This window comes from Serratia grimesii NBRC 13537 (assembly GCF_001590905.1).
GTDB lineage: Bacteria > Pseudomonadota > Gammaproteobacteria > Enterobacterales > Enterobacteriaceae > Serratia > Serratia grimesii.
In genome coordinates, this window is the sequence record NZ_BCTT01000001.1 from 17634 (window position 1) to 39596 (window position 21963).

Sequence of the window (21963 nt, forward strand, 5' to 3'; positions counted from 1 at the left end):
ATGGGTGTGCCGGCGGGCTTGAGCACGTTGGCGTAATCGTACATTTTTAGGAATTGTACTAAGGAGATCGTGATGGCAGCCGTTCGTATTGAAAAAGACTCTATGGGACCTATCGAAGTGCCGGCAGATCGGCTATGGGGCGCGCAAACGCAGCGTTCTCTGGAGCACTTTCGCATTTCTTCTGAAAAGATGCCGACCGCTTTGATTCACGCGCTGGCATTGACCAAGCGCGCCGCGGCCAGCGTGAATATGGACCTGGGACTGCTGCCGGCCGAGCGGGCCAATGCGATTATCCGCGCCGCCGATGAAGTGCTGGCGGACCAGCATACCGATGAATTCCCTTTGTCAATCTGGCAGACCGGCTCTGGCACCCAGACCAACATGAACATGAATGAGGTGTTAGCTAATCGTGCCAGCGAGCTGTTGGGGGGCGTACGTGGCGAAGAGCGGCGGGTGCACCCGAATGACGACGTCAACAAGAGCCAAAGTTCCAACGACGTGTTTCCGACCGCGATGCATGTCGCAGCTGTGATTGCTGTGCGTGAGCATCTGATCCCCGAATTGAAAGTGCTGCATAAAACCTTAAGCGATAAAGCGGATGCTTTCCGCGATATCGTTAAAATAGGCCGGACCCATCTACAGGACGCCACGCCGCTGACGCTCGGCCAGGAAATTTCCGGATGGGCAGCGATGTTGACACATAATCTGCACCATATTGAAGCCAGCATTCCACATATCTGCGAACTGGCGTTGGGCGGCACCGCCGTGGGCACCGGGCTGAATACACATCCGGAATATGCCGTTCGGGTTGCCAAGGCGCTGGCCGATCTGACGCAACAGCCGTTTGTCACGGCACCCAACAAATTTGAAGCACTGGCAACCTGTGATGCGTTGGTACACGGCCACGGTGCACTCAAAGGGTTGGCAGCTTCGCTGATGAAAATTGCTAACGATGTGCGTTGGCTGTCATCCGGCCCACGTTGTGGCATTGGTGAAATCTCCATCCCTGAAAACGAACCGGGCAGCTCTATCATGCCGGGTAAGGTGAACCCGACTCAGTGCGAAGCGATGACCATGTTGTGCGCTCAGGTTCTGGGCAACGACGTCGCGGTGAATATTGGTGGTGCCTCTGGCAACTTTGAGTTGAACGTGTTCCGCCCGATGGTGATCCACAACTATTTGCAGTCCATTCGCCTGTTAGCCGACGGCATGCAAGGCTTTAACGAGCATTGTGCGGTGGGTATTGAACCTAATCGTGATCGTATCAGCCAGTTGCTGAATGAGTCATTGATGTTGGTGACTGCGCTGAATACGCATATTGGCTATGACAAAGCCGCAGAAATCGCTAAAAAAGCGCACAAAGAAGGACTGACCCTGAAGGCATCGGCGCTGAAACTGGGTTACCTGACAGAAGAACAGTTTGATCTGTGGGTACGCCCGGAAGAGATGGTTGGAAGTATGAAGAAGTAATTGATTGTCTCAATGGCGCAGGGCTTACTTAAGGTAAGCCCTTTTTTATGGAGAGAAATAGATGTCACGTACCGAGCGTTTACTCGATCTGATGCAGATACTGCGGCGGCATCGCTACCCGGTTACCGGCCATGCGTTAGCGCAGGAAATGAAGATCAGTATGCGTACGCTGTACCGCGATATTGCCACGTTGCAACAGCAAGGGGCTGAGATAGTCGGCGAGGCGGGTGTCGGTTATGTGCTGCGGCCTGGTTTTATGTTGCCACCGCTGATGTTTTCACAACAAGAAATAGAAGCGCTGGTCTTGGGGATGCGCTGGGTAGGTCGCCGTGGTGACAGTCAACTGGCGGGGGCAGCCAATAACGCGTTGGCGAAAATCGCCGACGTATTGCCTGCGGCGCTGCGCGATGAGCTGGAGTCCAGCACGTTACTGATTGGCCCGATGGATTTAGTGAAAGTCGCCGATGAGACGCTGGTGCTGATTCGTGGCGTCATCCGTCAGGAGCGTAAACTCGCGGTGGATTACTGTGATCGCGATGGTAAGGTCAGTGAACGTATTCTTTGGCCATTTGCGCTGGGGTATTTTGAACAGACGCGAATGCTGGTTGCCTGGTGCGAGCTACGCCAGTCATTTCGCCATTTCCGTCTCGACCGCATTCACCGGGCGACGCCAATGGTGCAGCGCTATCCGAGAGGCCGCCGCTTGTTGATGAAAGAGTGGCATGAGGCTCATGGGATCCCTCCGCAGTAAATCATCACTGCTGCCAAAAACTGTCAGCAGACACGTTTAGCCTTGGGTTATCGGGAGCCAGTCGGTTCCCTTCAGCCATAAGGTGAGTACGATGACAACGCCGAATATGACCCTCCTGTACGTTGATAATCCAGAAAAGAGTGCTGCTTTTTACCGCCGGTTATTGGGGTTGGCACCGGTGGAACTTTCTCCAACCTTTGCGCTGTTTGTGCTGAGTAACGGCTTCAAATTGGCGATGTGGTCGAAACATACCGTGGAACCTGCCGCAACGGTTACCGGTGGTGGCGGAGAAATCGGCTTTATGTGTGAAGAGTCGCAACAAGTGGATGCGCTTTACCAGCAGTGGCATGAACAAGGACTTGAGATAATTCAGCCACCCGTGACGCTGGATTTTGGTTACAGCTTTGTCGCCATCGACCCGGACGGCCACCGTCTGCGAGTTTACAACCTCAGCGAGTAGGGACGTCGGTATAAAGATGCAGTCGTTTAACCAGCAGTCGTAGCGGTTTTGCGTCTGGCTTGTATTTGTGTTTGACCGCAGCGGCGTCGTAATTAAGCAATTCGCCAATTTTTGGCACTTTGGCACCGTGTTCCACCTGACACAGGGCAATTAGCGGCAGCGGGCAGGGGTGTTGCACCTGCTTTTGCTGCGGTTGATACCAAACCCGTGCGATAGGCTGTACTTTTACCGGGCGTTTGATTTTCAGCGCCGCTTGCTGTGGCAGACGGCTGACGTCATCGATCTCGCGGCTGACCAATTCGGCCCATTGCTCGCGATTATAGGGCGGGACTGCGCGGCCAGCCTTCAGACTTTTTTCCAACTGAGCCAGAATGTCGTCGCGTTTCACGTTCTTGATAATATGCTTGTTGGCCCAGCCGAAACGAACCGAATCCGGGTTCGTCAAAACGGTAAGAGTACGATAGGCGCTGAGGGTGATCAGGCCATGCAGGTGAGTGTGAACAAAGTCAAAACGTTGTTCCGGTGCCAGGCCGGAGTCGACGGTAATAATCTGCTCCAACTCGGCCTTGAGCCGGTTAATCAAAGCAACGTGCTCTTGTATTCTCAGGTATTCCGGTTGTTCCACCGCCAGGCAGATCACGCCGGGCAGGCGTACCGCCGCTTTACTGCTGACATTATGCTTGTTGTGGTGGATAAACAGCCGTTGGAAGTGCTCTAGCGCTAAATCACGCGCAGTTTGGCCAAGGTGCTGTTCGACAGCGATCTGCTCCACTGTCACATGCTCTTTGCCTTTTTCGATCTCCGGCAAACTGAACACCCGCCCAGCCAACAATCGCAGAGGAAGGATCTGCTGGTGGAGAGCGGCCAGCGCCTGTTCCAGCTCATTGAAACAAGCATTCATCCTGCTGATTAAACCGTACTTGTCCATTATTCACCTCTCATTTTAGTTACAACATACAATAAGAGAACAGCAAACAAAAGGGCAACATCAGCCACTGTGGTGAATTTAACCTCGCGTAGTCCAAGTCTGACAGGGGAATCAAGGTCACCGCCTGCGTGAATTAATCACAGGCAGGCGATGAACAGAGGATTAAATGCGTGCGGCTTCCGGTAATTTCTTCAGGTAATGTACGACCAATAAAGCCAGCAGCAACATCACGCTGATAAACGCGACTACGCCATTCCAGCCGAAACTGTGCCAGAAAACGCCGCCAAGTGTCCCCGCTACGCTGGAACCTACGTAGTAACAGAACAGATAAAGCGAGGATGCCTGGCCTTTGGCCCGGCGAGCGCGACGGCCGATCCAACTACTGGCGACAGAGTGGGCGGCAAAGAAACCCGCAGTGAACAGCATCATGCCAATAAAAATAACCGCTACCGGAGCTAGGGCAGTGATCAGAATACCGATCAGCATAATCAGCGTTGAAACCAGCAGCACGGGCCCGCGACCAAAACGGCTGGTCATGGCACCGGCTTTCGGTGAGCTGTATGAACCGGTCAGATACACCACCGACAGCAGGCCGACAATTGCTTGGCTGAGATGGTAAGGATCCGACAACAGGCGGTAGCCGATATAGTTAAACATGGTCACGAAGCTGCCCATCAGTAGAAAACCTTCGGCGAAGAGCAATGGCAGCCCCTTGTCGTGCCAATGCAGACGAAAGTTGATCAGCAAAGTGCGTGGACGCAGTGAACTTGCGCGAAAATGCGTTGAAGCGGGCAAAATGCGCCAGAACATACAGGCGGCAGCCAGGGCAAATAATCCGATTACGGCCAGTGACACACGCCAGGAGAAGAAATCGGTCAGCACCCCAGTCACCAAACGACCACTCATACCACCGATCGAGTTACCGCTGATATACAACCCCATTGAAAAAGCGACGAAGCTAGGATGGATCTCTTCGCTCAAATAGGTCATACCGACGGCAGCGACACCGCTCAGTGAAAGCCCTATCAGCGCACGCATCAGCAGGATGCCTTGCCAACTGGTCATAAAGGCGCATATCAGGGTGCAGATTGCCGCCAGCAGCAGTGCCACAACCATGACCGGTTTGCGACCGATGGCATCAGAGAGTGGGCCGGTAAACATCAGGCCGAGTGCCAACAAGCCGGTGGAAACCGACAATGACAGGCTACTTTCGGCGGGGGAGATGCCAAAGTCTTGCGATAAAACCGGCAGAATCGGTTGCACACAATATAGCAAGGCGAACGTCGCCAGACCGGCAGAAAACAACGCTAGCGTGACGCGTATAAATTGCGGTGTTCCGCGTTCGATGTAGGGAAGCTTGTTCAGGGTGGAACGTTGGGTTTTTGGCGCAGCAGCCGCATCGTCGTTGGCGGCTAGCGTCGACGGCATACTGGCCGTAGAACGCACAGGGGTTGTCACAGTTTTTCCTTACCGAACTTGGTGTGATTGATACCCGTCATCTTTCAAATTACAGCGTTGTTACCTGCATTCGCTTACGCCAGTCGCTTACTCAAGTAAGCGTTTGGGGATGTGCGAGCTGGGCGCCTGGCTGCAACTTGAAAGCTATTGGGCATATATCAGCATTTAATGAGTTAACAAAATCATAGGGAGAGGGCAGTTTTTTGTCTAATATATTAATAATTAAAATTGAGATGTTTAAAGTATGAATATTGAGTTGAGACACCTGCGTTATTTTGTCGCCGTGGCGGAAGAATTGCATTTTGGTCGTGCAGCAGAGCGCTTGCGGATTTCACAGCCACCGCTTAGTCAGCAAATCCAGGCGTTAGAAGAAATGGTTGGTGCGCGTTTGTTGGCACGTAACAACCGCAATGTCAGCCTGACGCAGGCGGGAGAAATGTTCCTGAAAGAAGCTTATCAGGTACTCGATCAGGTCGGCCGGGCGGCGGAGAAAGCGGCCCGTTTGGAGCGCGGGGAATTGGGGGAATTAACCATAGGTTTCACGTCTTCAGCCCCTTTTATCAGCGTCGTATCGCGTAGCTTGCGGGCTTTTCGGCAACAACACCCACAGGTGCATATTAAAATGCGCGAAGTAAACACCAAACAGCAGATCGAACCCTTGCTCAATGGTGAGCTGGATCTGGGTGTTATGCGTAATACGCGTTTACCAGACGCATTGAAACATCAGCTTTTGCTGTGTGAGCCGTTGGTGGCCGTGGTGCCGGAAGGGCACCCGTTAACCTATGTTGCACCAGGCACATTGCGCTTCCAACATTTAGCTGAAGAGCCTTTCGTGTTTTTCTCACGTGAGGTAGGCACCGCGCTGCATGACGAAATTTTATCCTTGCTGGCCAAAGCGGGGATCACCCCTTACATCACGCAGGAGGTTGGCGAGGCGATGACCATTATCGGTCTGGTGTCTTCCGGATTGGGTATTTCTATTCTGCCGGCGTCTTTCGCACGCGTTAAAATCGACGGGGTGCAATATTTGCCGTTGGCAGAACCGGACGCAATGACGGAAGTGTGGCTAGTGCACCATCGACAAAGGCCATTGACCGCAGCGGCCAAATCGCTAATGACATTGCTGTTAACCTGAATGTCTGGCTGGGTAAATAAAACACAATCCGCAGTGAAAGTGGGGTGAATTTGTGCAGCAAATCACATAACGAATCAAATAGTTGACGCTGTATTACAAAAGCCCCACCATAGCCGATAGTCTTTATTTAGAAGCGCGAAAAATAGTAGGAGCAGGTTTGTGATTGCTGTTGGGCAGCCTGGGCATATTGATCAAATCAAGCAAACAAATGCAGGGGCAGTTTATCGGTTAATCGATCAACTGGGCCCCATTTCGCGTATTGAATTATCCAAACGCGCGCAGCTCGCCCCCGCCAGTATCACCAAAATCGTTCGCGAACTGCTGGAAGCGCACCTGGTTAAAGAAACCGAATACCAAGAAGTCGGCAGCCGTGGCCGTCCTGCAGTGGGGTTGGTGCTGGACACTGAAGCCTGGCACTATCTGTCCGCTCGCATCAGTCGTGGCACCATTACGCTGGCGCTGCGTGATATCAGCAGCAAATTGGTGGTCGAAGAGCTGTTGCCTTTAGCCGCCGAGCATCCCGACCCCCTGTTAAAACGTATTCTTGGTGAAGTTGACCAATTCTTCATTCGTCATCAAAGCAAGCTTGAGCGGCTTACGGCTATCGCTATTACGCTGCCAGGCATGGTTGACGCTGTTTCTGGTGTCGTGCACCGCATGCCATTTTACGACGTAGAAGACATGCCCTTAGGCCCGGCGCTGGAAACGCGTACCGGTCTGCCGGTTTATCTGCAACACGACATTAGCGCCTGGACAATGGCCGAAGCCTTATACGGTGCATCACGCGGCAGCCAAAACGTGATTCAGGTGGTGATCGACCACAACGTAGGGGCGGGTGTGATCACTGGCGGTAGAGTCCTGCACGCCGGTAGCCACAGCGTGGTTGAGATTGGTCATACTCAGGTGGATCCTTATGGCAAACGCTGTTACTGCGGTAACCACGGTTGCCTGGAAACTGTTGCCAGTATCGAAAACATGCTGGAAATCGCGCAGCAACGTCTTGGCACGTCGATGAGTTCAAGTCTGCATGGCGCACCACTGACGGTTGAGTCGTTGTGTGATGCCGCGATGGCGGGTGATCAACTCGCGAAAGACATCATCCTTGGGGTTGGACACAGCGTAGGCCGGATTTTGGCTATCATGGTCAATCTGTTCAATCCGGAAAAAATTCTGGTCGGTTCACCGTTGAACCGGGCGGCGGACATTCTTCATCCGGCAATTGCCTCCTGTATCCGCCAACAATCGCTACCGGCTTACAGTGAGCATGTGAAGGTAGAATCCACGCAGTTCTTCAATAAGGGCACTATGCCGGGTGCCGCGCTGGTAAAAGAAGCGTTATATAACGGCTCTCTGTTGGTGCAGTTGTTGCAAGGATAGGCCATATACCCTCATTACCAATCAGTAATTCTTATCGTTTAACGACAAAAGGTTGAGCTACCTCAAGCCCCGTCGCCCCGGCATCCTCTAGACTTTTCCCGTTCGTCTCTTTCGCCGTCTTTGCGGTGATATTTTGGTTAACGGTGCATCTCGGGGCAATTAAGTCATGTTAACGCGTTTATTTGTTACAGGTACGGATACCGATGTCGGTAAAACCGTGGTTTCCCGCGCTTTGTTGCAGGCATTTGCTGCACAAGGCCGCTCTGTGGCCGGCTATAAGCCTGTTGCCGCACGCTGTCAGGAAACCAGCGAAGGCCTTCGCAATAAAGACGCTTTGGTTTTACAGACATCCTCAACCATGCCGTTGTCGTATCAAGAAATTAATCCTATCACCTGCCTGGAAGAGGTGTTTCACGCCCAGCCTACCGACGACATCAACTACGGCGTGATGAGCAGCGGTTTGCAGCATTTATCCGCGAAAGCCGATACCGTGGTGGTTGAAGGAAGTGGCGGTTGGCGTGTGTTGATGAACGACATGCGGCCTTACGCCGAATGGGTTATCCAAGAGCAATTACCGGTGGTTTTGGTGGTAGGAATTAAACTAGGTTGTGTTAGCCACGCATTACTAACCGCACAATCCATTATCAATGATGGTCTGCCTTTATTGGGCTGGGTGGCAAACCGCATTAATCCAGGTTTGGCGCACTACGCTGAAACCATCGAGGCGTTGCAGCAGCGCATTCCTGCGCCGCTGCTGGGGGAGATTCCTTATTTGCCGCGTGCTGAGCAGCGTGAGTTGGCGCATTATCTGGATATTACGCCTCTGCTGGGCCGTTAAGCATTGTGATAGACCGATACTGAACGTAAGCCACGTGACACGGTGGTTGCGATCACGCAAGCCAGCAAGATGCCAGGCAGCAGCGTATATTCACCGGTCATTTCGAACACCATTAATGCAGCCATAATTGGCGCGTGGGTGGTTGCAGCCAACAGCGTGGCCATGCCGGTTAACGCCATCAGCAGCGGCACCGCACTGCCTAATTCCGGCCAAAGGGCACATAATTGCCCAACCACTGAACCGAGTGCAGCGCCAACAAACAGGGTGGGCGTGAACACCCCGCCAGGCGCACCGGAACCGCTACTGGCGAGTACAGCCAGCAACTTGCAGATCAGAATCGCGCCAACCAATAATACCCCGGGCGGCGCGCTAAGCAGTGACTGCACCACGCTGTAGCCGTTGCCCCACACTTCAGGAAACAGTAACGAGAGTAACCCCACAATCAACCCACCGAGCGCCAATTGCAGTGGTGGCTTCAGACGCAATGAGCGGAAAGCATGGCCGGAAGCCGACATTGCCCATAAAAATAGCGGCCCGCAGACACCGGCTAATATGCCGAGTAGCGCCATCAGCAGATATTGTATTGGCCAAGGTGCAGGCAAGGGTTCGACCAAATACAGCGGCGCTTGGCCACCATTGAGCAGGTTGGTTACCAATAGTGCGCTGACGGCGGCAATGACCACCGGCCCGAGAGAGGCCAGCATCAGGGTACCAAACAGTATTTCAGCGATAAACAAGCTGCCCGCCAGTGGTGCATGGTAGGCACTGGCCATCCCGGCTGCAGCGCCGCAGGCCACCCATAGCTTCCACTCTTTCTCGTGAGTGAAGCGTTGGGCAAAGACCGACCCCACCAATGCTGCCAACAGAATCATCGCGCCTTCGCGACCGATAGCGCTGCCGCTCGATACCACCAGCAGTGAAGCCAGACATTTGACCAGGCTGGCGCTGACGTCGAGTCGGCCGTCGCCTGTTTCGATCGCTTCCATATAATCGGTGGGAGCTATCTGCCGCTGGTGCTGATAACGCTGATAAATCCACAGCAGCAAGCCGGCGGCCAGGCCACCCAGTGCAGGCGTTAATGCTCTGCGCCAGCCAGGTAACGCGGCTGCGGCAGCCACCAGGCTGCCTTCACCATGATCAAGCAACAACCACTCTAGCCCGAGCATTGCACGGTGAAACAACCAAACCACCAACGCGGCGGCAATACCAAGAAAAATGGCAATAAACAGACGGCGCAGCAGGGCGCGATAGTGGTGCAGGTGGACCAATCGTTTCATGCGTCAATAAAATCGTGAGAAAAATGAAAGGTTCAGCTTTGCATTGTGCTTGGCGGCCCGACCGAAGGCCAGAGAATCTTTACAGATTCGCCGATAGCTTCGCGCTTTGTTGGTTATGTAGATAAATTACCCTGACTTACAGTGACACTGTCACTATGCGTTCAAATGGTGCGCTTTACGCCAGTAAAAACAGCTAAGTAGACTCAGATAACGGCAGCGTTTCTTTCGGCTGGTATAATTGGGTGAAAATAAGAATCCACGGTTTGTAATAACGCTATGACAAATAACGAAGTATCTGCACCCATCGCACACCGTCCCTTGATCCTGATTGCCTGCATGTTGGCGATGTTTATGTCAGCGATTGAAGCAACCATTGTCGCCACGGCGATGCCGACCATTATTGGTGATCTTGGCGGGTTTTCCCTGCTCGGTTGGGTATTTGCGGTCTATTTACTGGCCCAGGCCATTACCATTCCAATTTATGGTCGACTGGCGGACCTGCTGGGGCGCAAGCGGGTATTTTTCTTTGGCGCATCGCTGTTCTTACTGGGTTCGGTACTGTGCGGTTTCTCGCCGAACATGTACTGGCTGATTGGTTTTCGGTTGCTGCAAGGGTTAGGCGCCGGGGCTATTATGCCAACAGCGACCACCATTATCGGTGATATCTACAGCCCTACCGAGCGGCCAAAGGTTATGGGCTATATTTCCAGTGTTTGGGGTGTGTCGGCGATTATTGGCCCTTTGCTGGGGGCGTTTATCGTCCAGCATTTACCCTGGGCGTTGGTATTCTGGGTAAATTTGCCGATCGGTCTGTTGGCGATGTTTTTCCTTGCTCGTTATCTCCCTTCTCGCCAACAGGTACGTAAACACGCGCTGGATCTGGCGGGTACCGCCTGGTTGACGCTATTTGTTACCGCGCTGCTGCTGTCACTGTTGCAGGCAGAAAACCTCGGTTGGTGGGTATTGCCTTTGTTGGTATTGGCGGCCGTCTCGCTGATGTTACTGATCCGCCAGGAACGACGCGCACCAGAGCCGTTATTCCCGCTGGCGCTGTGGCAAAGCCGGGTAATTGTGGCCGGTAATATTGGGGGGCTGGTGATTGGTGCTGCGATGATGGGGATCAGCGCCTTCCTGCCAACCTTTATTCAGGGTGTGATGGGGGGAACGCCGTTGGAGGCCGGTACCACGCTGGCATTAATGTCGATCGGTTGGCCGTTGGCCAGCACCTTTAGTGGGCGGTTGATGCTCATGACCTCTTATCGAACCACTGCATTGCTGGGGGCTTTGCTGTTGTTGGCAGGGGGACTGATTCTGTTGCTGCTGCAACCTGCCGGCGGTCTGTTATGGGGAAGGGTCGCGGCCTTTATGGTTGGTGCAGGTATGGGGTTGTGCAACACGACATTTTTGGTGTCGGTGCAAAACGCTGCGCATCACAGCATTCGCGGTATCGCCACCGCCTGTACGGTGTTTACTCGAATGATGGGCTCAGCCATTGGTACCGCTATTTTGGGTGCGACGTTGAACATCAATCTGCAAATTCGTTTGCCACAAACGGTCGATCCAGTGCAGCAACTGATGGAACCTGCAGCGCGTAGCGCGATGACGCCAGAAATACTGGTGGATATGACGCAACAGGTTGCCGCTTCGCTACACTGGGTGTTTTTGGTTTCTGCGCTGTTGTCATTGCTGGCGCTAGCGGCGGCGATGCTGATCCCGGCGCGGCACCGGCCACAGGGTGAAGGTGAAGAGGCGGAACAGGCGTAAAAGAGAAAGGGCGCCTAGCGCGCCCTGAACGGCAATTATTGCGAGGTTTTTGTGTCCTGACTGGTGCCGGTTTGCGCCGCATCACCATTGTCATCACCGTTACTTATGCGGGTATAGACAATCTTCTGTGTGTCATTTTCGCAGTGGCCTACCACCAGCCCGCCAGCTTGTTGGGCCTGGTCATTAGGCACAATATCCAGCTTGAAACCGGATTCTGGCACACCGTTGTTGACAATTTTCTGTGATATATCAGCCTTCACGCTCTCGCACGAGGCCAGGGCAGCTAGCGGTGCTGAGGCCATCAGCAGTGCACCCAGGATAAGCGCTTTTTTCATCAATTCATCCTTATTTGAGAATGGGCTTCCTTTATCAGGATAGCAGCAACGGCGTCGTGGGGTAACGACCGCCGCGTGCTGCGGCAAGATTAAGGATTAATCTGACGGCCCGTCTGGCGATCCAGGCACTTACGGGTGTTTGGTTCCCAGTAAGCGTTAACATTCAGGCTGTCATCGCAGCGCTCTTCGTTATCAATGGCCTTATCTACCTTGTCGAACTCTTTCTCCACGCGGGTGTTGACCTTATTGCGCAGAGATTTGGTGTCGTTGAACTGCTGTTTGCTCTGGCGAGCCGCTTCGGTGCTCATGGCACCGCTGTTACTGCCATCGACGGTAACGCAGGTACTGCCCTGAGTGCAGGTGGCGGCCAGTGCTGGCGCCTGCCAGGCACCCATCAGCATCAGCATAGCGACCGGCAGCATCCCGCGCAGCAGTCGTTGAGTCGAAAGTGTTTTCATCGTTTCATCCTTATGAGTTAGTGTTGCCTGAAAACGGCAACACTGGCTTACTGCGCCCTCTGGCGTGTTGATAAATATACCATCGCGCCCTTAGACTGCACCAGCCAAGCACGGCCTCGTTTACTTTATAGAGAGAAAGCTTTCCCATGGTCAAGACCACACTGTTATTTTTCGCCACGGCATTGGCCGAGATCATTGGCTGTTTCTTACCCTACCTGTGGCTGAAAAAAAGTGCCAGCGTCTGGCTGTTGCTGCCGGCGGCGGCGAGTCTGATGCTGTTTGTCTGGTTGCTGACGCTGCATCCTGCGGCCAGCGGGCGAGTGTATGCGGCTTACGGCGGTGTTTATGTGGCGACTGCGCTGTTGTGGCTGCGGGTGGTAGACGGCGTTAAATTGTCCGCGTTGGACTGGCTGGGGGCCGGTGTGGCCTTGGTGGGGATGTTGATTATTGTTTCCGGCTGGCGTACAGCCTGATAAACGGCGGCAGGGCAAGCCCTGCCACACACAGGATCAGGCATCGCGGTGGATGTTCAACCCGGCAAATGACTGACTAACCGGCATGATTTCCAGCGAGTTGATATTGACGTGACCCGGCAAGGTTGCCACCCAGAACACCGACTCGGCGATATCTTCAGGCGTCAACGCGTTGGCTCCGTCATATACCTTGTCAACTTTGCTGTCGTCACCTTTGAAGCGCACGTTAGAGAATTCGGTGCCACCTACCAGGCCCGGTTCAATGTCGGTAACGCGGATGCGCGTGCCGTGCAGATCGGCGCGTAGGCCGAGGCTGAACTGTTTCACGAAGGCTTTGGTGGCACCGTAAACGTTACCGCCTGCATAGGGCCAGTTAGCCGCGACGGAGCCGATGTTGATGACATGACCGATGTTACGTTCAACCATGCCAGGCAGCAGGGCGCGAGTCATGTTGACCAAACCTTTGGTATTGGTGTCGATCATCGTTTCCCAATCGTCAGCATTGGCTTTATGGGCCGGTTCCAGACCTAACGCTAGCCCGGCGTTATTCACCAGCACGTCAATTTGGCGGAGTGCCGCAGGCAGTTCGTCAATCACTTGCTGAATTGCCGCCCGGTTGCGTACGTCCAGGCGGACGATATGCAGCGGATCACCCAATTCGTCTTTCAATTCTTCCAGGCGTTCAATACGACGGCCGGAGGCAATCACCTGATGGCCTTCTCGGATAAAGCGTCGTGTAATAGCTTCGCCAAAACCGGATGTGGCGCCCGTGACAAAAATGATCATGTTGCTGTTCCTCAACTGTTTTTACCCTACATGCTAATAGGATTAGCATAATCCCACTTCAAGTGGCAGTGGTTATCGGCATCCACGATGAAAAACCGCTATCGCTGCTGCCAGACGGGCGGTTTTCGCTCAGTTTATCATGTGTGTTTTAAAGCCGGGCCGAGTAGAGCGACCCGATAACGTGATTAGAGCTGTGGGGGAACGTGATACACCACGCAGTCGTATTTGGTATTTTCACGTCGACCGGCCACTACACCACCTAAAGATTCGGCGATGCGCCGACTCGGTGTATTTTGCTCTGCCACCGGATAGATAAAGTGTTGCGGGTGGTAGCGTTCACTGGCCCATACCGCCATAGCGTGGACAATTTCACGGCCATAACCTTTGCCGTGCAGGTTCTCTTTTACCCAGATGCCCAGCTCAGGCGTAGTGCCGTGCAAATCGTGTACGCCACCCACACCAACAAACTGTTTGCTGTCACGCAGGCGAGCGATAAAAATCACTTCCTCGCCTTCGCGGATTAACGGTAACCAACCTTGCCACACGTTCTCAAACGCCTCCGGCGACTCCTCCGGTTCAAAATTCATAAAGCGCGTCAAGGTAGGGGTGATCGCCTGGTAAACATCGTCGGCGTCTGCTGCTGTAAAGGGGGCAATCATCAACCGGTCGGTGTTAACGCGGCACTGAGAAAGGTCACTGTGAATCATTATTATTACCTCGCTTTTCAGGCCAAAACGGCAAAAAATCCGCACCGGTGAAATGGGGCGGATCATCGATACTACGTTGATTGGCAGCAGATGCGACTTATTTTTGCAATCGTTGAGGTGCGTTCGTCAGTGGTGACTCTGGGGATTTTCTTTGACGAACCTCGCTACCGGCGTTTGCATTCAGGGTTGCACTGTCGAATACGGCCACCAGTGCAATCACACCGATGACCACAAATGCCCACTGAAAATCGGCCAATGGGATACGCTCAGTTGACTGTGGCATCAGCATCTCCGCCACTCGCAACGCCAATGCGCCGATGGCAATACCCAGGCCGCTGCCCATTTGTTGTGACACATTAAACAGGGTGTTGGCACCGCTCATCTGTGATTGTGGTACTTCTGAAAATGCCAGCGTATTGAGTGCGGTGAACTGCATGGAACGCGTCAGCCCGCTGACGAACAGCAGCGCCAGAATCAGCCAGGTCGGGGTTTGTGGCGTCAGCAGGGCACAGGCGAAAATAGTGGCGGCGTTCAACAGGCCATTGACCACCAGCGTGGTGCGAAAGCGAAAACGGTACAGCACCGCCGAGGTAAACGGCTTCATCACCAGGTTACCGGCAAATACCGCCAACACCAAGAGCCCGGCGTCGAAGGCGTTCAGGCCAAAGCCGATCTGGAACAGCAGCGGCAGCAGGAAGGGCACGGCGCCAATGGCGATGCGGAACAGCGCACCACCCCAAATAGTGACGGCGTAACTTTTTATGCGCATCGCCCACAGATTGATCAGCGGGTGCTCAGTGCGTTTGGCGTGACGAACCGCCAGTGCGCCTAATGCCAGGCTGCCGATAATACAGAGTGCAGGCACCCACCCAGAAAGTTGCGGGTGGTTGATCAAATCCAGACCGAACATCAGGCCGAAACAGGCAATCCCGGTTAACACGAAGCCGAGCGCGTCAAATGGCACGCCTTTCTGCGATCTTTCCTGTGGGATCAGTCGCCAGGCCAGCCACAGGGCGGCGATGCCCAAAGGTACGTTGAGAATAAAAATCCAGTGCCACGAGGCATAAGTCGTAATAAAACCGCCGACGGGGGGTCCGAGAATGGGGGCAACCAATCCAGGCCAGGTAATGGTGGCAATGGCTTTGATCAAATCGGGTTTAGCGGTATTGCGTAGCACCACCAATCGGCCAACCGGTACCATCAGTGCGCCGCCAAAGCCTTGCAGGATACGGGCTGCGGTGAAGGTAGGCAGGTTAATACTGGCAGCACACAACACCGATGCCAGGGTAAAAATTAGCACCGCTGCGGCAAAGATATTACGGGCGCCAAAACGGTTGGCAATCCAGCCGCTGGCGGGAATAAACACCGTTAACGTCAAAATGTAAGCTGAAATACCGATGTTCATGTCTACCGGTCGTACGCCAAAAGCGGCTGCCATTTGTGGCATGGCGGTAACAATCACTGTGCCGTCGAGATTCTCCATAAAAAAGGCACCGGCCACCAACAAAGGCAGTGCACTTGCACGTGAAAAAAAACTCATGGCAGAGCGCACCGAATGGCGCACAGACGGAATGCAGACATGACAAAAACCCCGTTTCAAAAATGTTAATGCCGGAAGGGTTTTTGAGCATAGCGCATTGGGCAGAGGTTAAAAAGAGGTTAGGTGGGTGATTATTAGCGGGCGCAGCGATTGCGCCCGCAGGAGCTTAGAACTTCACAGAGCCTTGCAGATACAAGGTACGTGGTTGGCCGATGTACAGCCCTTTATTATTGTCGTCATAAGCACGAGTGAAATACTCATGGTTAAACAAATTCTTAACGCCGGCGCCCAGGTTCAGCCCAGCCATTTCTGGCCCAAAGTCATAAGCGGCGCGCATGCCCCACAGCATATAGCCAGGAATGCGGCCGGTGCTGCCGTCAGCACTTTCGGCTACAGTGTTGGCGTTATCGGCAAACTGACTGGACTGGAATTCACTGTTGACATTAAACCGCCAATGTCCTGGGTTGTAATCCAGTCCCAGCGTACCCTTATGTTTTGGTGAGAACGGCACCTGATTTCCCCGGTAAGCACCATCTTCACGGATGGTTGCGTCGACATAGGCATAGCTGGCGTATACCGTCATATCATCAAGTGTCGGTGTCAGCTGTGACAGATCATAACGCAAGCTGCCTTCCAACCCGGCGTGACGGGTTTTGCCGCGCGCGGTGACGCTGTCGGTGACCTGATTGGAATCGTACTGATTATTGAAGTTGATCAGGAACAGGCCGATTTCCCCCTGCAGCGCATCGCTCTCATAGCGAGTTCCCAGCTCCCAGGTGCGCGCTTTTTCCGGCTCGATATTACCGCTGTCGACCGCTTTCCCCATCTGGCTGTATTGCACGGTACCGAATGAGCCTTCAGTGTTCGCGTACAGATTCCAGTATTCATTCAGGTGATACATCACGTTCAGCGCTGGCAGTGGCGCGTTATAGCTCACATCCAGACGGTTATTCTTGATGTAGTTGTTCTGATACGAGGTGATATGTTCGTAACGCATGCCCGGCGTGATGGTCCAGTCGCCGATATCGATACGGTCATCGATATAAAATGCGTGGGCATCGGTACCGGATTGGGTATCACGATCGTAAGGGCTACTGGTTGACGGCAGTATGCCGTTGCTGGCCTTGCTGTAATAACGCAGCTCGTGAGTGGACTCGCTAACATAGCGGTAGCCCACACCAACTTCATGCGCCGATTGTCCCCAACGGAAGCTTTGGCTGTAACGGGGCTCCACGCCGCGCACCCAGTATTCACGTGGGGACAGTGTCAGGTTCTTGCCCTGATCCAGATAACCGCTGCGCAGGGTATAGGTATAGAAACTTTGTACGTCGAACTTGTGTTGCTGGTCCGGCTGGTACTGATAGCCGAAGTTTGCCAACTGGCGGCGGCCCCAGAATTTGTCGTACGGACGCGTCGATTGAAATGGGTTAGCATTGTAATCTGCCCGGCTCAGACCGCCTGGCATGTCCGCTTCACCTTCATAATATTGCAGCAGGCTATTAAAGGTGTGTACGTCGTTGGGGGCATAGCGGCTTTTCAGCATCACGTCGTCAATTTTGGTCGAACTGTGTTCGCGCCAATCGCTGCCACGGGTGCCGGAATAAAGCAGTGCGCTGCCAAAACCGTTGTCGGCGGTGCCGCCAATCATCAGGTTACTGGTACCTTTCGGATGATCCTGACGGGACGTCGGACTCAGTTGACCTTGCATCCCAGCTTCCATACCGAAGGTCTTCGGGATAGCGCGAGTAACAAAGTTGACTACGCCACCGACGCTCTGGGGCCCATAACGAACGGCACCGCCGCCACGCACCACATCAACGGCATCCATATTGCCGAGGGAAACTGGCGCCAGCGACAGCTGTGGCTGGCCATAAGGGGCGAAGGGAACCGGAATTCCGTCCATCAGTACCGTTGAACGACTGGCCAGACGCGGGTTTAGTCCGCGAATACCGAAATTGAGTGCCATATCGTGGCTACCGGTGCCATTGTTTTCTGGTGCAACAACGCCAGGAACGCGGTTTAGCACTTCACGTAGTGTAGTGGCACCGGTTTTGGCGAACTCTTCTCGGCGGACGACGTCACGTGCTCCTGCGTGTTCGAACACGTCAATTTGTCGGCCTTCAGCCAGCCAGTCGCCCACGACGGTGATGTCTTGTTCTTTCTGCGTGGTTGGAATATTGATCAGGGTGTAGCCATTGCCACCGAGCGCCTTGGCTTGCAAACCGCTGCCGGCCAGCAGTGCGTTCAACCCTTGGTCGAAGCTGTAGTTACCATTCAATCCCGGCGAACGTTTGCCGGCGGTGAGTTTTCCGTCGACCGACAGCGCAATCCCGGCATGAGCAGCAAAGGTATTCAACGCGCTATCCAGATCACCTGCGGGAATATGGTATGCAGCAGCTGTTTGTTGTTCTGCTATCGCCGGTGCTGCGAATGCCAGACCTATAGCCATAGCCAGTGGCTGAAGTGGTTTTCCCCAAAAATTGGTCATGCTTTCTCCTGAATTATTCTATTTTTTGCTGCAGTGTTTTATCTGGAGTCGGATGAGAATGGAAAAGGGACAATCAAGAATGCGATTTTTTATCATTTTCATTTAAATAAATTAGGCGGGAACAATTTTTACCCAATAACGGGTAAAGCTTTGTACTCGTATCGGCAGGGTTTGGCTGAGTAAAAGAAGGGCGCGATCGGGGTCCCTCAGCGGGAAGCTGCCGCTGACACGCAAGTCAGCGACGGCGGGGTCGCATTCCAAACGGCCATGGCGGTAACGTGCCAGTTCGGTAATCACTTGGTCCAGACGCCATTGGCTTGCGTTGAGCACACCGCGGGTCCAGTCATCACCGGTATCAATTGCCTGTTGCGGGTTAAATGCTGTGGCACTAAAGCTGATTTTCTCGCCAGCGTTAACCCGGCGTTTTTCCTGTGGATGTTGTGCCAATTGGGCCTCGACGGCATGTTCAAGCACGGCCAACTGAGTGTGCCCTTCGGATTCACGTACCAGAAAATGGGTGCCAAGAGCGTGCATTGCGCCTTGCTGGCTCTCTACCCACAGTGGACGTGGGTCACGCCCGGTTATAAGGCTAATTTCACCGGTGTGCAGCAGGATCAGCCGCTTTTCAGTGGTGTAGTGCACATCGACTGCACTGGCGGTGTTGAGCACCAGTTGGCTGCCGTCGCTGAGGATGATCGGTTTGATTTCACCCGTGGCGGTGCGGTAGTCGGCACGCAGCTCACGCCCCAGCGGAGACTGATAGCCTATCCAACTGCCTCCAACGCCGAGCAATAGCAGCAAGCTTTTCAACAGCGTGCGGCGATCCAGTGTGCTATGGCGATCGGCCTGGTCGAGCGTGCGATAGCTAAACTTGCCAGGAACGCCCTGTAGTTGACTTTGTAGCGCTTCGACGCGTTGCCAGGCCCAACGGTGGTCATCATGTTGTTGATGCCAAGTCTGCCATTGCTGTCGTTGGCGCTCGGTGACATGTTCATCGCATAACAGAGCAAACCAGTGGGCGGCCATTTTTAGTGCATGGCGTTGTTCGGGGGTGATGTTGTGACTCATTACAGATATTCGTTTTCCAGGCTGAACAGCAGGCAGTGCTCGGTGGCTTTCGCCATATATTTCTTCACTGAACTGACCGACACACCAAGCCGCAACGCGATGTCGGCATAACCCAACCCTTCAAGCTGCGACAGTAAAAACGCCTGTTTGATTTTTGGGCCCAGTCCGTCGAGCATGCTGTCGATCTGCTGTAGGCTTTCCAGCAAACATTGGCGCTGTTCAGGTGAGGGGGCAAGAGCTTCCGGGGCTAATGCCAGCATATCCAGATAGGCACGTTCCAGTGTTTTACGACGGAAAAAGTCGACCATTACCCGTTTGGCCAGGGTGACCAAAAAATCTTTGGGTTCACGGATGGCGGTGGCGGAATCACTTTTTAGGATCCGAAGGAAAGTGTCTTGCGCCAAATCGTCAGCATCAAATGCGCAACCTAGTCGACGGCGTAGCCAGCCCTGGAGCCAACCATGGTGGGTCGCATAAAGGCGTGTGAGCGCATCAGAGGGATAAGGGGCTGTGGCTGACATGGATTCCGCGCTGCCGGTCAATAAAGATGCGCGGATGATAATTGAGAATGGTTATCGTTTCAAGTTTGATGCCGTCCCTGGCAGGGTGTTCCTCAACTTTCACTCAATCGTTGCCCTGTCGCGGCGTCAAACAGGTGGATTGCATTGCTGTTGGGTGCCAACCACAGCAACTGACCGCTGTCTGCATTCACCCGTCCGCTGAATTGGACATGCAGGCGATAACTGCCCCAGGTGAGATGTAGCAGGCTGACATCGCCCGTGATCTCCATCAGTCGCAGCGTGGCGGCCGGTTGCTCGCTGTCTTCCACTAAGTGGAAATCATGCGGACGCAAGCCGAGGATCACTGCGCTGCCAGGGATGGCTTGATGCCATTTTGCGGGCAGTGGAAACCACAATTCACCACAGGCCACACCGGGCCGATCGTCACGTGGTGTGACGATGCCTTCCAGCAGATTCATTGGCGGTGAGCCGATAAAACGCGCGACAAAGGTATCAGCAGGTGCATCGTAGATTTCCAGCGGTTTACCTTGCTGCACGATATTACCGTCTTTCATCACCACAATTTGGTCAGCCAGCGTCATCGCTTCGATCTGGTCGTGAGTGACATACACCGTGGTGGTTTTAAATTGCTGATGCAGTGACTTGATCTCGGCGCGCAGCTCCATACGCAGTTGGGCATCGAGATTGGACAGCGGCTCATCAAACAAAAAAACCTTAGGATTGCGAACCATGGCACGTCCCATCGCCACGCGTTGGCGCTGACCGCCTGACAATTCTTTCGGATAGCGCTGTAAAAGATGGTCGATCGCCAAAATACGCGCAGCTTGTTGTACCTTGGCCTGCTGCTCGCTTTTGGCCACTTTCATCACCTGCATGTGGAACGCCATGTTTTCCGCTACCGTCAGGTGCGGATAGAGCGCATAGCTCTGAAACACCATGGCGATATCGCGATCGGCCGGGTCCAGATCGTTAATTTTTTGCTTATCCAGCAGGATTGCGCCGTCGGTAAGCGTATCCAACCCGGCTAACAGACGCAGTAGTGTGGATTTTCCACAGCCGGAGGGGCCAACCAATACGGTAAAACTGCCGTCGGGAATGGTCAGGTTCAACGGGTTTAGCACGCGTTGTTTACCGTAGTATTTGGCTACTTTTACCAATTCTACACTTGCCATCAGACCATTTCTCCGGCGCAGGTTTTCAGGGTGTTCCAGTCCAGGTACTGGCGCGGTGAGCTGCTGATGGCATGACTTGCGGCATGGATACCCCAGCGTAATGCTACCGCAGAGGAATGGCCGCACAGGCAGGCGGTCAGGAATCCCGCGTTAAAACTGTCGCCGGCGCCGATGGTGTCGACCACCTTTATCGGATGTGCTGCCGCTTGCAACAAGCGTTCGCCACACCACATACGTGCGCCGTCTGGGCCGCATTTCACCACACAGGCGGCATCGGTCGGTTGTTGCCGGTTTAGAGTGCGGGCGGCAGTGTACAGATCTTCATGACCGGCCATGCCGCAGGTCTCCACTTCATTGAGTAACAGAATGTCGCAGAACGGCAGCCAGTCGGCGAGCTGCCCGCGCAGTGCATCACTCCAGCCTTGTGGCGGCCAGCCGGTATCAACCGCAATGCGGTAGCCGCGCTGACGCAGGGTTTGTAGCAGCGCCGGATATTCCGCCATCAAGGTGGTACACAGGAAGGTGCCGCACAGCAACACGGTGTCGCCAGTGCCGGCGAACAGCGGGATCTGATGCAATACATCGTCCTGACTCAGGCGGGTTATATGGCCCTGATTGCTGAAAAAGGTGCGCTCGTTATCGGGGTGCGTGACACCGAAGGTCAGTGAGGTTTCGCAACTGTAGGTTGGCCAGTACAGCGAACTTTCCGGGAACAGCTGTGCCAGCCAAGGGCTGAAATAGTCGTTGCCCTGGTTGGCCACCAACCGGTAAGGGGTTTCCAGCGCCGCCAGCGCCAGTGCGCAGTTACCGGCCGAACCGCCCGGGCGCAGTTCGCTGTGATCCAGCATCGCCTCGGTACCTTTTTGCGGCCACTGTTGCAATGTGCTCATGATTACATCGACGTTAATATTGCCAACCACATACAACGTGGGTCTGGTGTTGGTGTTCATCATATTA

At 54.0% G+C, this 21963-nt stretch carries 21 protein-coding genes; 8 read left to right on the top strand and 13 right to left on the bottom strand.

Going from position 1 to position 21963, the window contains the following annotated elements:
• Positions 1-72 precede the first annotated feature (72 nt).
• The 3 genes from fumC to SGR01S_RS00095 all read left to right on the top strand — a co-directional run bounded on the left by fumC (position 73) and on the right by SGR01S_RS00095 (position 2681).
• Positions 73-1470 carry a class II fumarate hydratase gene (gene fumC, locus SGR01S_RS00085; protein ID WP_037414854.1) on the top strand — a complete coding sequence of 466 codons (1398 nt, stop codon included), beginning with the start codon at positions 73-75 and terminating at the stop codon, positions 1468-1470.
• Between the two features lie 61 nt (positions 1471-1531).
• The gene (locus SGR01S_RS00090) at positions 1532-2221 is read left to right on the top strand and encodes a helix-turn-helix transcriptional regulator (RefSeq protein WP_061806127.1); all 690 of its coding nucleotides are present in this window, start codon (positions 1532-1534) and stop codon (positions 2219-2221) included.
• A gap of 91 nt (positions 2222-2312) precedes the next feature.
• On the top strand, positions 2313-2681 hold the full coding sequence (locus SGR01S_RS00095) for a VOC family protein (protein ID WP_061806128.1): 369 nt from the start codon (positions 2313-2315) through the stop codon (positions 2679-2681).
• Here the strand turns inward: SGR01S_RS00095 and tus are convergent.
• Together tus and SGR01S_RS00105 are read right to left on the bottom strand one after the other, a co-directional pair.
• Positions 2671-3609: a DNA replication terminus site-binding protein gene (tus, locus tag SGR01S_RS00100; RefSeq protein ID WP_061806129.1), complete on the bottom strand. Its 939-nt coding sequence runs from the start codon at positions 3607-3609 to the stop codon at positions 2671-2673. The two genes, SGR01S_RS00095 and tus, sit on opposite strands and share 11 nt — an antisense overlap.
• A gap of 162 nt (positions 3610-3771) precedes the next feature.
• A complete protein-coding gene (locus SGR01S_RS00105) occupies positions 3772-5037 on the bottom strand; it encodes an MFS transporter (RefSeq protein WP_172479810.1) in 1266 nt (421 codons plus the stop codon).
• A gap of 274 nt (positions 5038-5311) precedes the next feature.
• On the opposite strand from SGR01S_RS00105, the gene SGR01S_RS00110 reads away from it, so the two are divergent.
• The 3 genes from SGR01S_RS00110 to bioD all read left to right on the top strand — a co-directional run bounded on the left by SGR01S_RS00110 (position 5312) and on the right by bioD (position 8417).
• A complete protein-coding gene (locus SGR01S_RS00110; RefSeq protein WP_037414863.1) occupies positions 5312-6202 on the top strand; it encodes a LysR family transcriptional regulator in 891 nt (296 codons plus the stop codon).
• Between the two features lie 159 nt (positions 6203-6361).
• Positions 6362-7579 (top strand): sugar metabolism global transcriptional regulator Mlc, encoded by a 1218-nt coding sequence (gene mlc, locus SGR01S_RS00115; protein ID WP_037414867.1) that lies wholly within the window; start codon positions 6362-6364, stop codon positions 7577-7579.
• 166 nt (positions 7580-7745) lie between these two features.
• Complete coding sequence (bioD, locus tag SGR01S_RS00120; protein WP_037414870.1) at positions 7746-8417, top strand: dethiobiotin synthase; 672 nt, start codon at positions 7746-7748, stop codon at positions 8415-8417.
• Here the strand turns inward: bioD and clcB are convergent.
• Positions 8414-9694, bottom strand: a complete 1281-nt coding sequence (gene clcB / locus SGR01S_RS00125) for a voltage-gated ClC-type chloride channel ClcB (protein WP_061806130.1) — start codon at positions 9692-9694, stop codon at positions 8414-8416. The two genes, bioD and clcB, sit on opposite strands and share 4 nt — an antisense overlap.
• Positions 9695-9970: 276 nt before the next feature.
• On the opposite strand from clcB, the gene SGR01S_RS00130 reads away from it, so the two are divergent.
• A complete protein-coding gene (locus tag SGR01S_RS00130) occupies positions 9971-11458 on the top strand; it encodes an MDR family MFS transporter (protein WP_061806131.1) in 1488 nt (495 codons plus the stop codon).
• 35 nt (positions 11459-11493) lie between these two features.
• Here SGR01S_RS00130 and SGR01S_RS00135 read toward each other — a convergent pair whose 3' ends face one another.
• Both SGR01S_RS00135 and SGR01S_RS00140 read right to left on the bottom strand, forming a co-directional pair.
• The gene (locus tag SGR01S_RS00135; protein WP_037414878.1) at positions 11494-11793 is read right to left on the bottom strand and encodes a DUF1161 domain-containing protein; all 300 of its coding nucleotides are present in this window, start codon (positions 11791-11793) and stop codon (positions 11494-11496) included.
• A gap of 89 nt (positions 11794-11882) precedes the next feature.
• A complete protein-coding gene (locus SGR01S_RS00140) occupies positions 11883-12251 on the bottom strand; it encodes a DUF1283 family protein (RefSeq protein ID WP_061806132.1) in 369 nt (122 codons plus the stop codon).
• A gap of 146 nt (positions 12252-12397) precedes the next feature.
• Here SGR01S_RS00140 and SGR01S_RS00145 point away from each other — a divergent pair, with 146 nt between their 5' ends.
• Positions 12398-12724, top strand: coding sequence for a YnfA family protein (locus SGR01S_RS00145; RefSeq protein ID WP_037414885.1), 327 nt, complete (start codon positions 12398-12400; stop codon positions 12722-12724).
• A gap of 36 nt (positions 12725-12760) precedes the next feature.
• Here SGR01S_RS00145 and ydfG read toward each other — a convergent pair whose 3' ends face one another.
• From ydfG to SGR01S_RS00185, 8 genes are all read right to left on the bottom strand, one after another.
• Positions 12761-13510 carry a bifunctional NADP-dependent 3-hydroxy acid dehydrogenase/3-hydroxypropionate dehydrogenase YdfG gene (ydfG, locus tag SGR01S_RS00150; RefSeq protein WP_037414888.1) on the bottom strand — a complete coding sequence of 250 codons (750 nt, stop codon included), beginning with the start codon at positions 13508-13510 and terminating at the stop codon, positions 12761-12763.
• A gap of 185 nt (positions 13511-13695) precedes the next feature.
• Positions 13696-14217: a GNAT family N-acetyltransferase gene (locus SGR01S_RS00155; RefSeq protein WP_061806133.1), complete on the bottom strand. Its 522-nt coding sequence runs from the start codon at positions 14215-14217 to the stop codon at positions 13696-13698.
• A 97-nt stretch (positions 14218-14314) separates the two neighbouring features.
• On the bottom strand, positions 14315-15757 hold the full coding sequence (locus SGR01S_RS00160) for an MFS transporter (protein ID WP_061806134.1): 1443 nt from the start codon (positions 15755-15757) through the stop codon (positions 14315-14317).
• A gap of 166 nt (positions 15758-15923) precedes the next feature.
• Positions 15924-18245 (bottom strand): TonB-dependent Fe(3+) dicitrate receptor FecA, encoded by a 2322-nt coding sequence (gene fecA / locus SGR01S_RS00165; RefSeq protein WP_082797585.1) that lies wholly within the window; start codon positions 18243-18245, stop codon positions 15924-15926.
• Positions 18246-18356: 111 nt separating this feature from the next.
• A complete protein-coding gene (gene fecR, locus SGR01S_RS00170) occupies positions 18357-19313 on the bottom strand; it encodes a ferric citrate uptake sigma factor regulator FecR (protein WP_061806135.1) in 957 nt (318 codons plus the stop codon).
• Positions 19313-19834 (bottom strand): ferric citrate uptake sigma factor FecI, encoded by a 522-nt coding sequence (fecI, locus tag SGR01S_RS00175; protein ID WP_061806136.1) that lies wholly within the window; start codon positions 19832-19834, stop codon positions 19313-19315. The genes fecR and fecI overlap by 1 nt, the downstream gene beginning before the upstream one ends.
• 92 nt (positions 19835-19926) lie before the next feature.
• Positions 19927-21006, bottom strand: coding sequence for an ABC transporter ATP-binding protein (locus SGR01S_RS00180; protein WP_061806137.1), 1080 nt, complete (start codon positions 21004-21006; stop codon positions 19927-19929).
• Complete coding sequence (locus SGR01S_RS00185) at positions 21006-21959, bottom strand: carbohydrate kinase family protein (RefSeq protein ID WP_082797586.1); 954 nt, start codon at positions 21957-21959, stop codon at positions 21006-21008. The genes SGR01S_RS00180 and SGR01S_RS00185 overlap by 1 nt, the downstream gene beginning before the upstream one ends.
• Positions 21960-21963 lie beyond the last annotated feature (4 nt).

Excerpts from the sequence above, each read along its gene's own strand:
- fumC (WP_037414854.1), top strand. The coding sequence starts at position 73 with ATGGCAGCCGTTCGTATTGAAAAAGACTCTATGGGACCTATCGAAGTG.
- SGR01S_RS00090 (WP_061806127.1), top strand. The coding sequence starts at position 1,532 with ATGTCACGTACCGAGCGTTTACTCGATCTGATGCAGATACTGCGGCGG.
- SGR01S_RS00095 (WP_061806128.1), top strand. The coding sequence starts at position 2,313 with ATGACAACGCCGAATATGACCCTCCTGTACGTTGATAATCCAGAAAAG.
- tus (WP_061806129.1), bottom strand. The coding sequence starts at position 3,609 with ATGGACAAGTACGGTTTAATCAGCAGGATGAATGCTTGTTTCAATGAG.
- SGR01S_RS00105 (WP_172479810.1), bottom strand. The coding sequence starts at position 5,037 with ATGCCGTCGACGCTAGCCGCCAACGACGATGCGGCTGCTGCGCCAAAA.
- SGR01S_RS00110 (WP_037414863.1), top strand. The coding sequence starts at position 5,312 with ATGAATATTGAGTTGAGACACCTGCGTTATTTTGTCGCCGTGGCGGAA.
- bioD (WP_037414870.1), top strand. The coding sequence starts at position 7,746 with ATGTTAACGCGTTTATTTGTTACAGGTACGGATACCGATGTCGGTAAA.
- clcB (WP_061806130.1), bottom strand. The coding sequence starts at position 9,694 with ATGAAACGATTGGTCCACCTGCACCACTATCGCGCCCTGCTGCGCCGT.
- SGR01S_RS00130 (WP_061806131.1), top strand. The coding sequence starts at position 9,971 with ATGACAAATAACGAAGTATCTGCACCCATCGCACACCGTCCCTTGATC.
- SGR01S_RS00135 (WP_037414878.1), bottom strand. The coding sequence starts at position 11,793 with ATGAAAAAAGCGCTTATCCTGGGTGCACTGCTGATGGCCTCAGCACCG.
- SGR01S_RS00140 (WP_061806132.1), bottom strand. The coding sequence starts at position 12,251 with ATGAAAACACTTTCGACTCAACGACTGCTGCGCGGGATGCTGCCGGTC.
- SGR01S_RS00145 (WP_037414885.1), top strand. The coding sequence starts at position 12,398 with ATGGTCAAGACCACACTGTTATTTTTCGCCACGGCATTGGCCGAGATC.
- ydfG (WP_037414888.1), bottom strand. The coding sequence starts at position 13,510 with ATGATCATTTTTGTCACGGGCGCCACATCCGGTTTTGGCGAAGCTATT.
- SGR01S_RS00155 (WP_061806133.1), bottom strand. The coding sequence starts at position 14,217 with ATGATTCACAGTGACCTTTCTCAGTGCCGCGTTAACACCGACCGGTTG.
- SGR01S_RS00160 (WP_061806134.1), bottom strand. The coding sequence starts at position 15,757 with ATGAGTTTTTTTTCACGTGCAAGTGCACTGCCTTTGTTGGTGGCCGGT.
- fecA (WP_082797585.1), bottom strand. The coding sequence starts at position 18,245 with ATGACCAATTTTTGGGGAAAACCACTTCAGCCACTGGCTATGGCTATA.
- fecR (WP_061806135.1), bottom strand. The coding sequence starts at position 19,313 with ATGAGTCACAACATCACCCCCGAACAACGCCATGCACTAAAAATGGCC.
- fecI (WP_061806136.1), bottom strand. The coding sequence starts at position 19,834 with ATGTCAGCCACAGCCCCTTATCCCTCTGATGCGCTCACACGCCTTTAT.
- SGR01S_RS00180 (WP_061806137.1), bottom strand. The coding sequence starts at position 21,006 with ATGGCAAGTGTAGAATTGGTAAAAGTAGCCAAATACTACGGTAAACAA.
- SGR01S_RS00185 (WP_082797586.1), bottom strand. The coding sequence starts at position 21,959 with ATGATGAACACCAACACCAGACCCACGTTGTATGTGGTTGGCAATATT.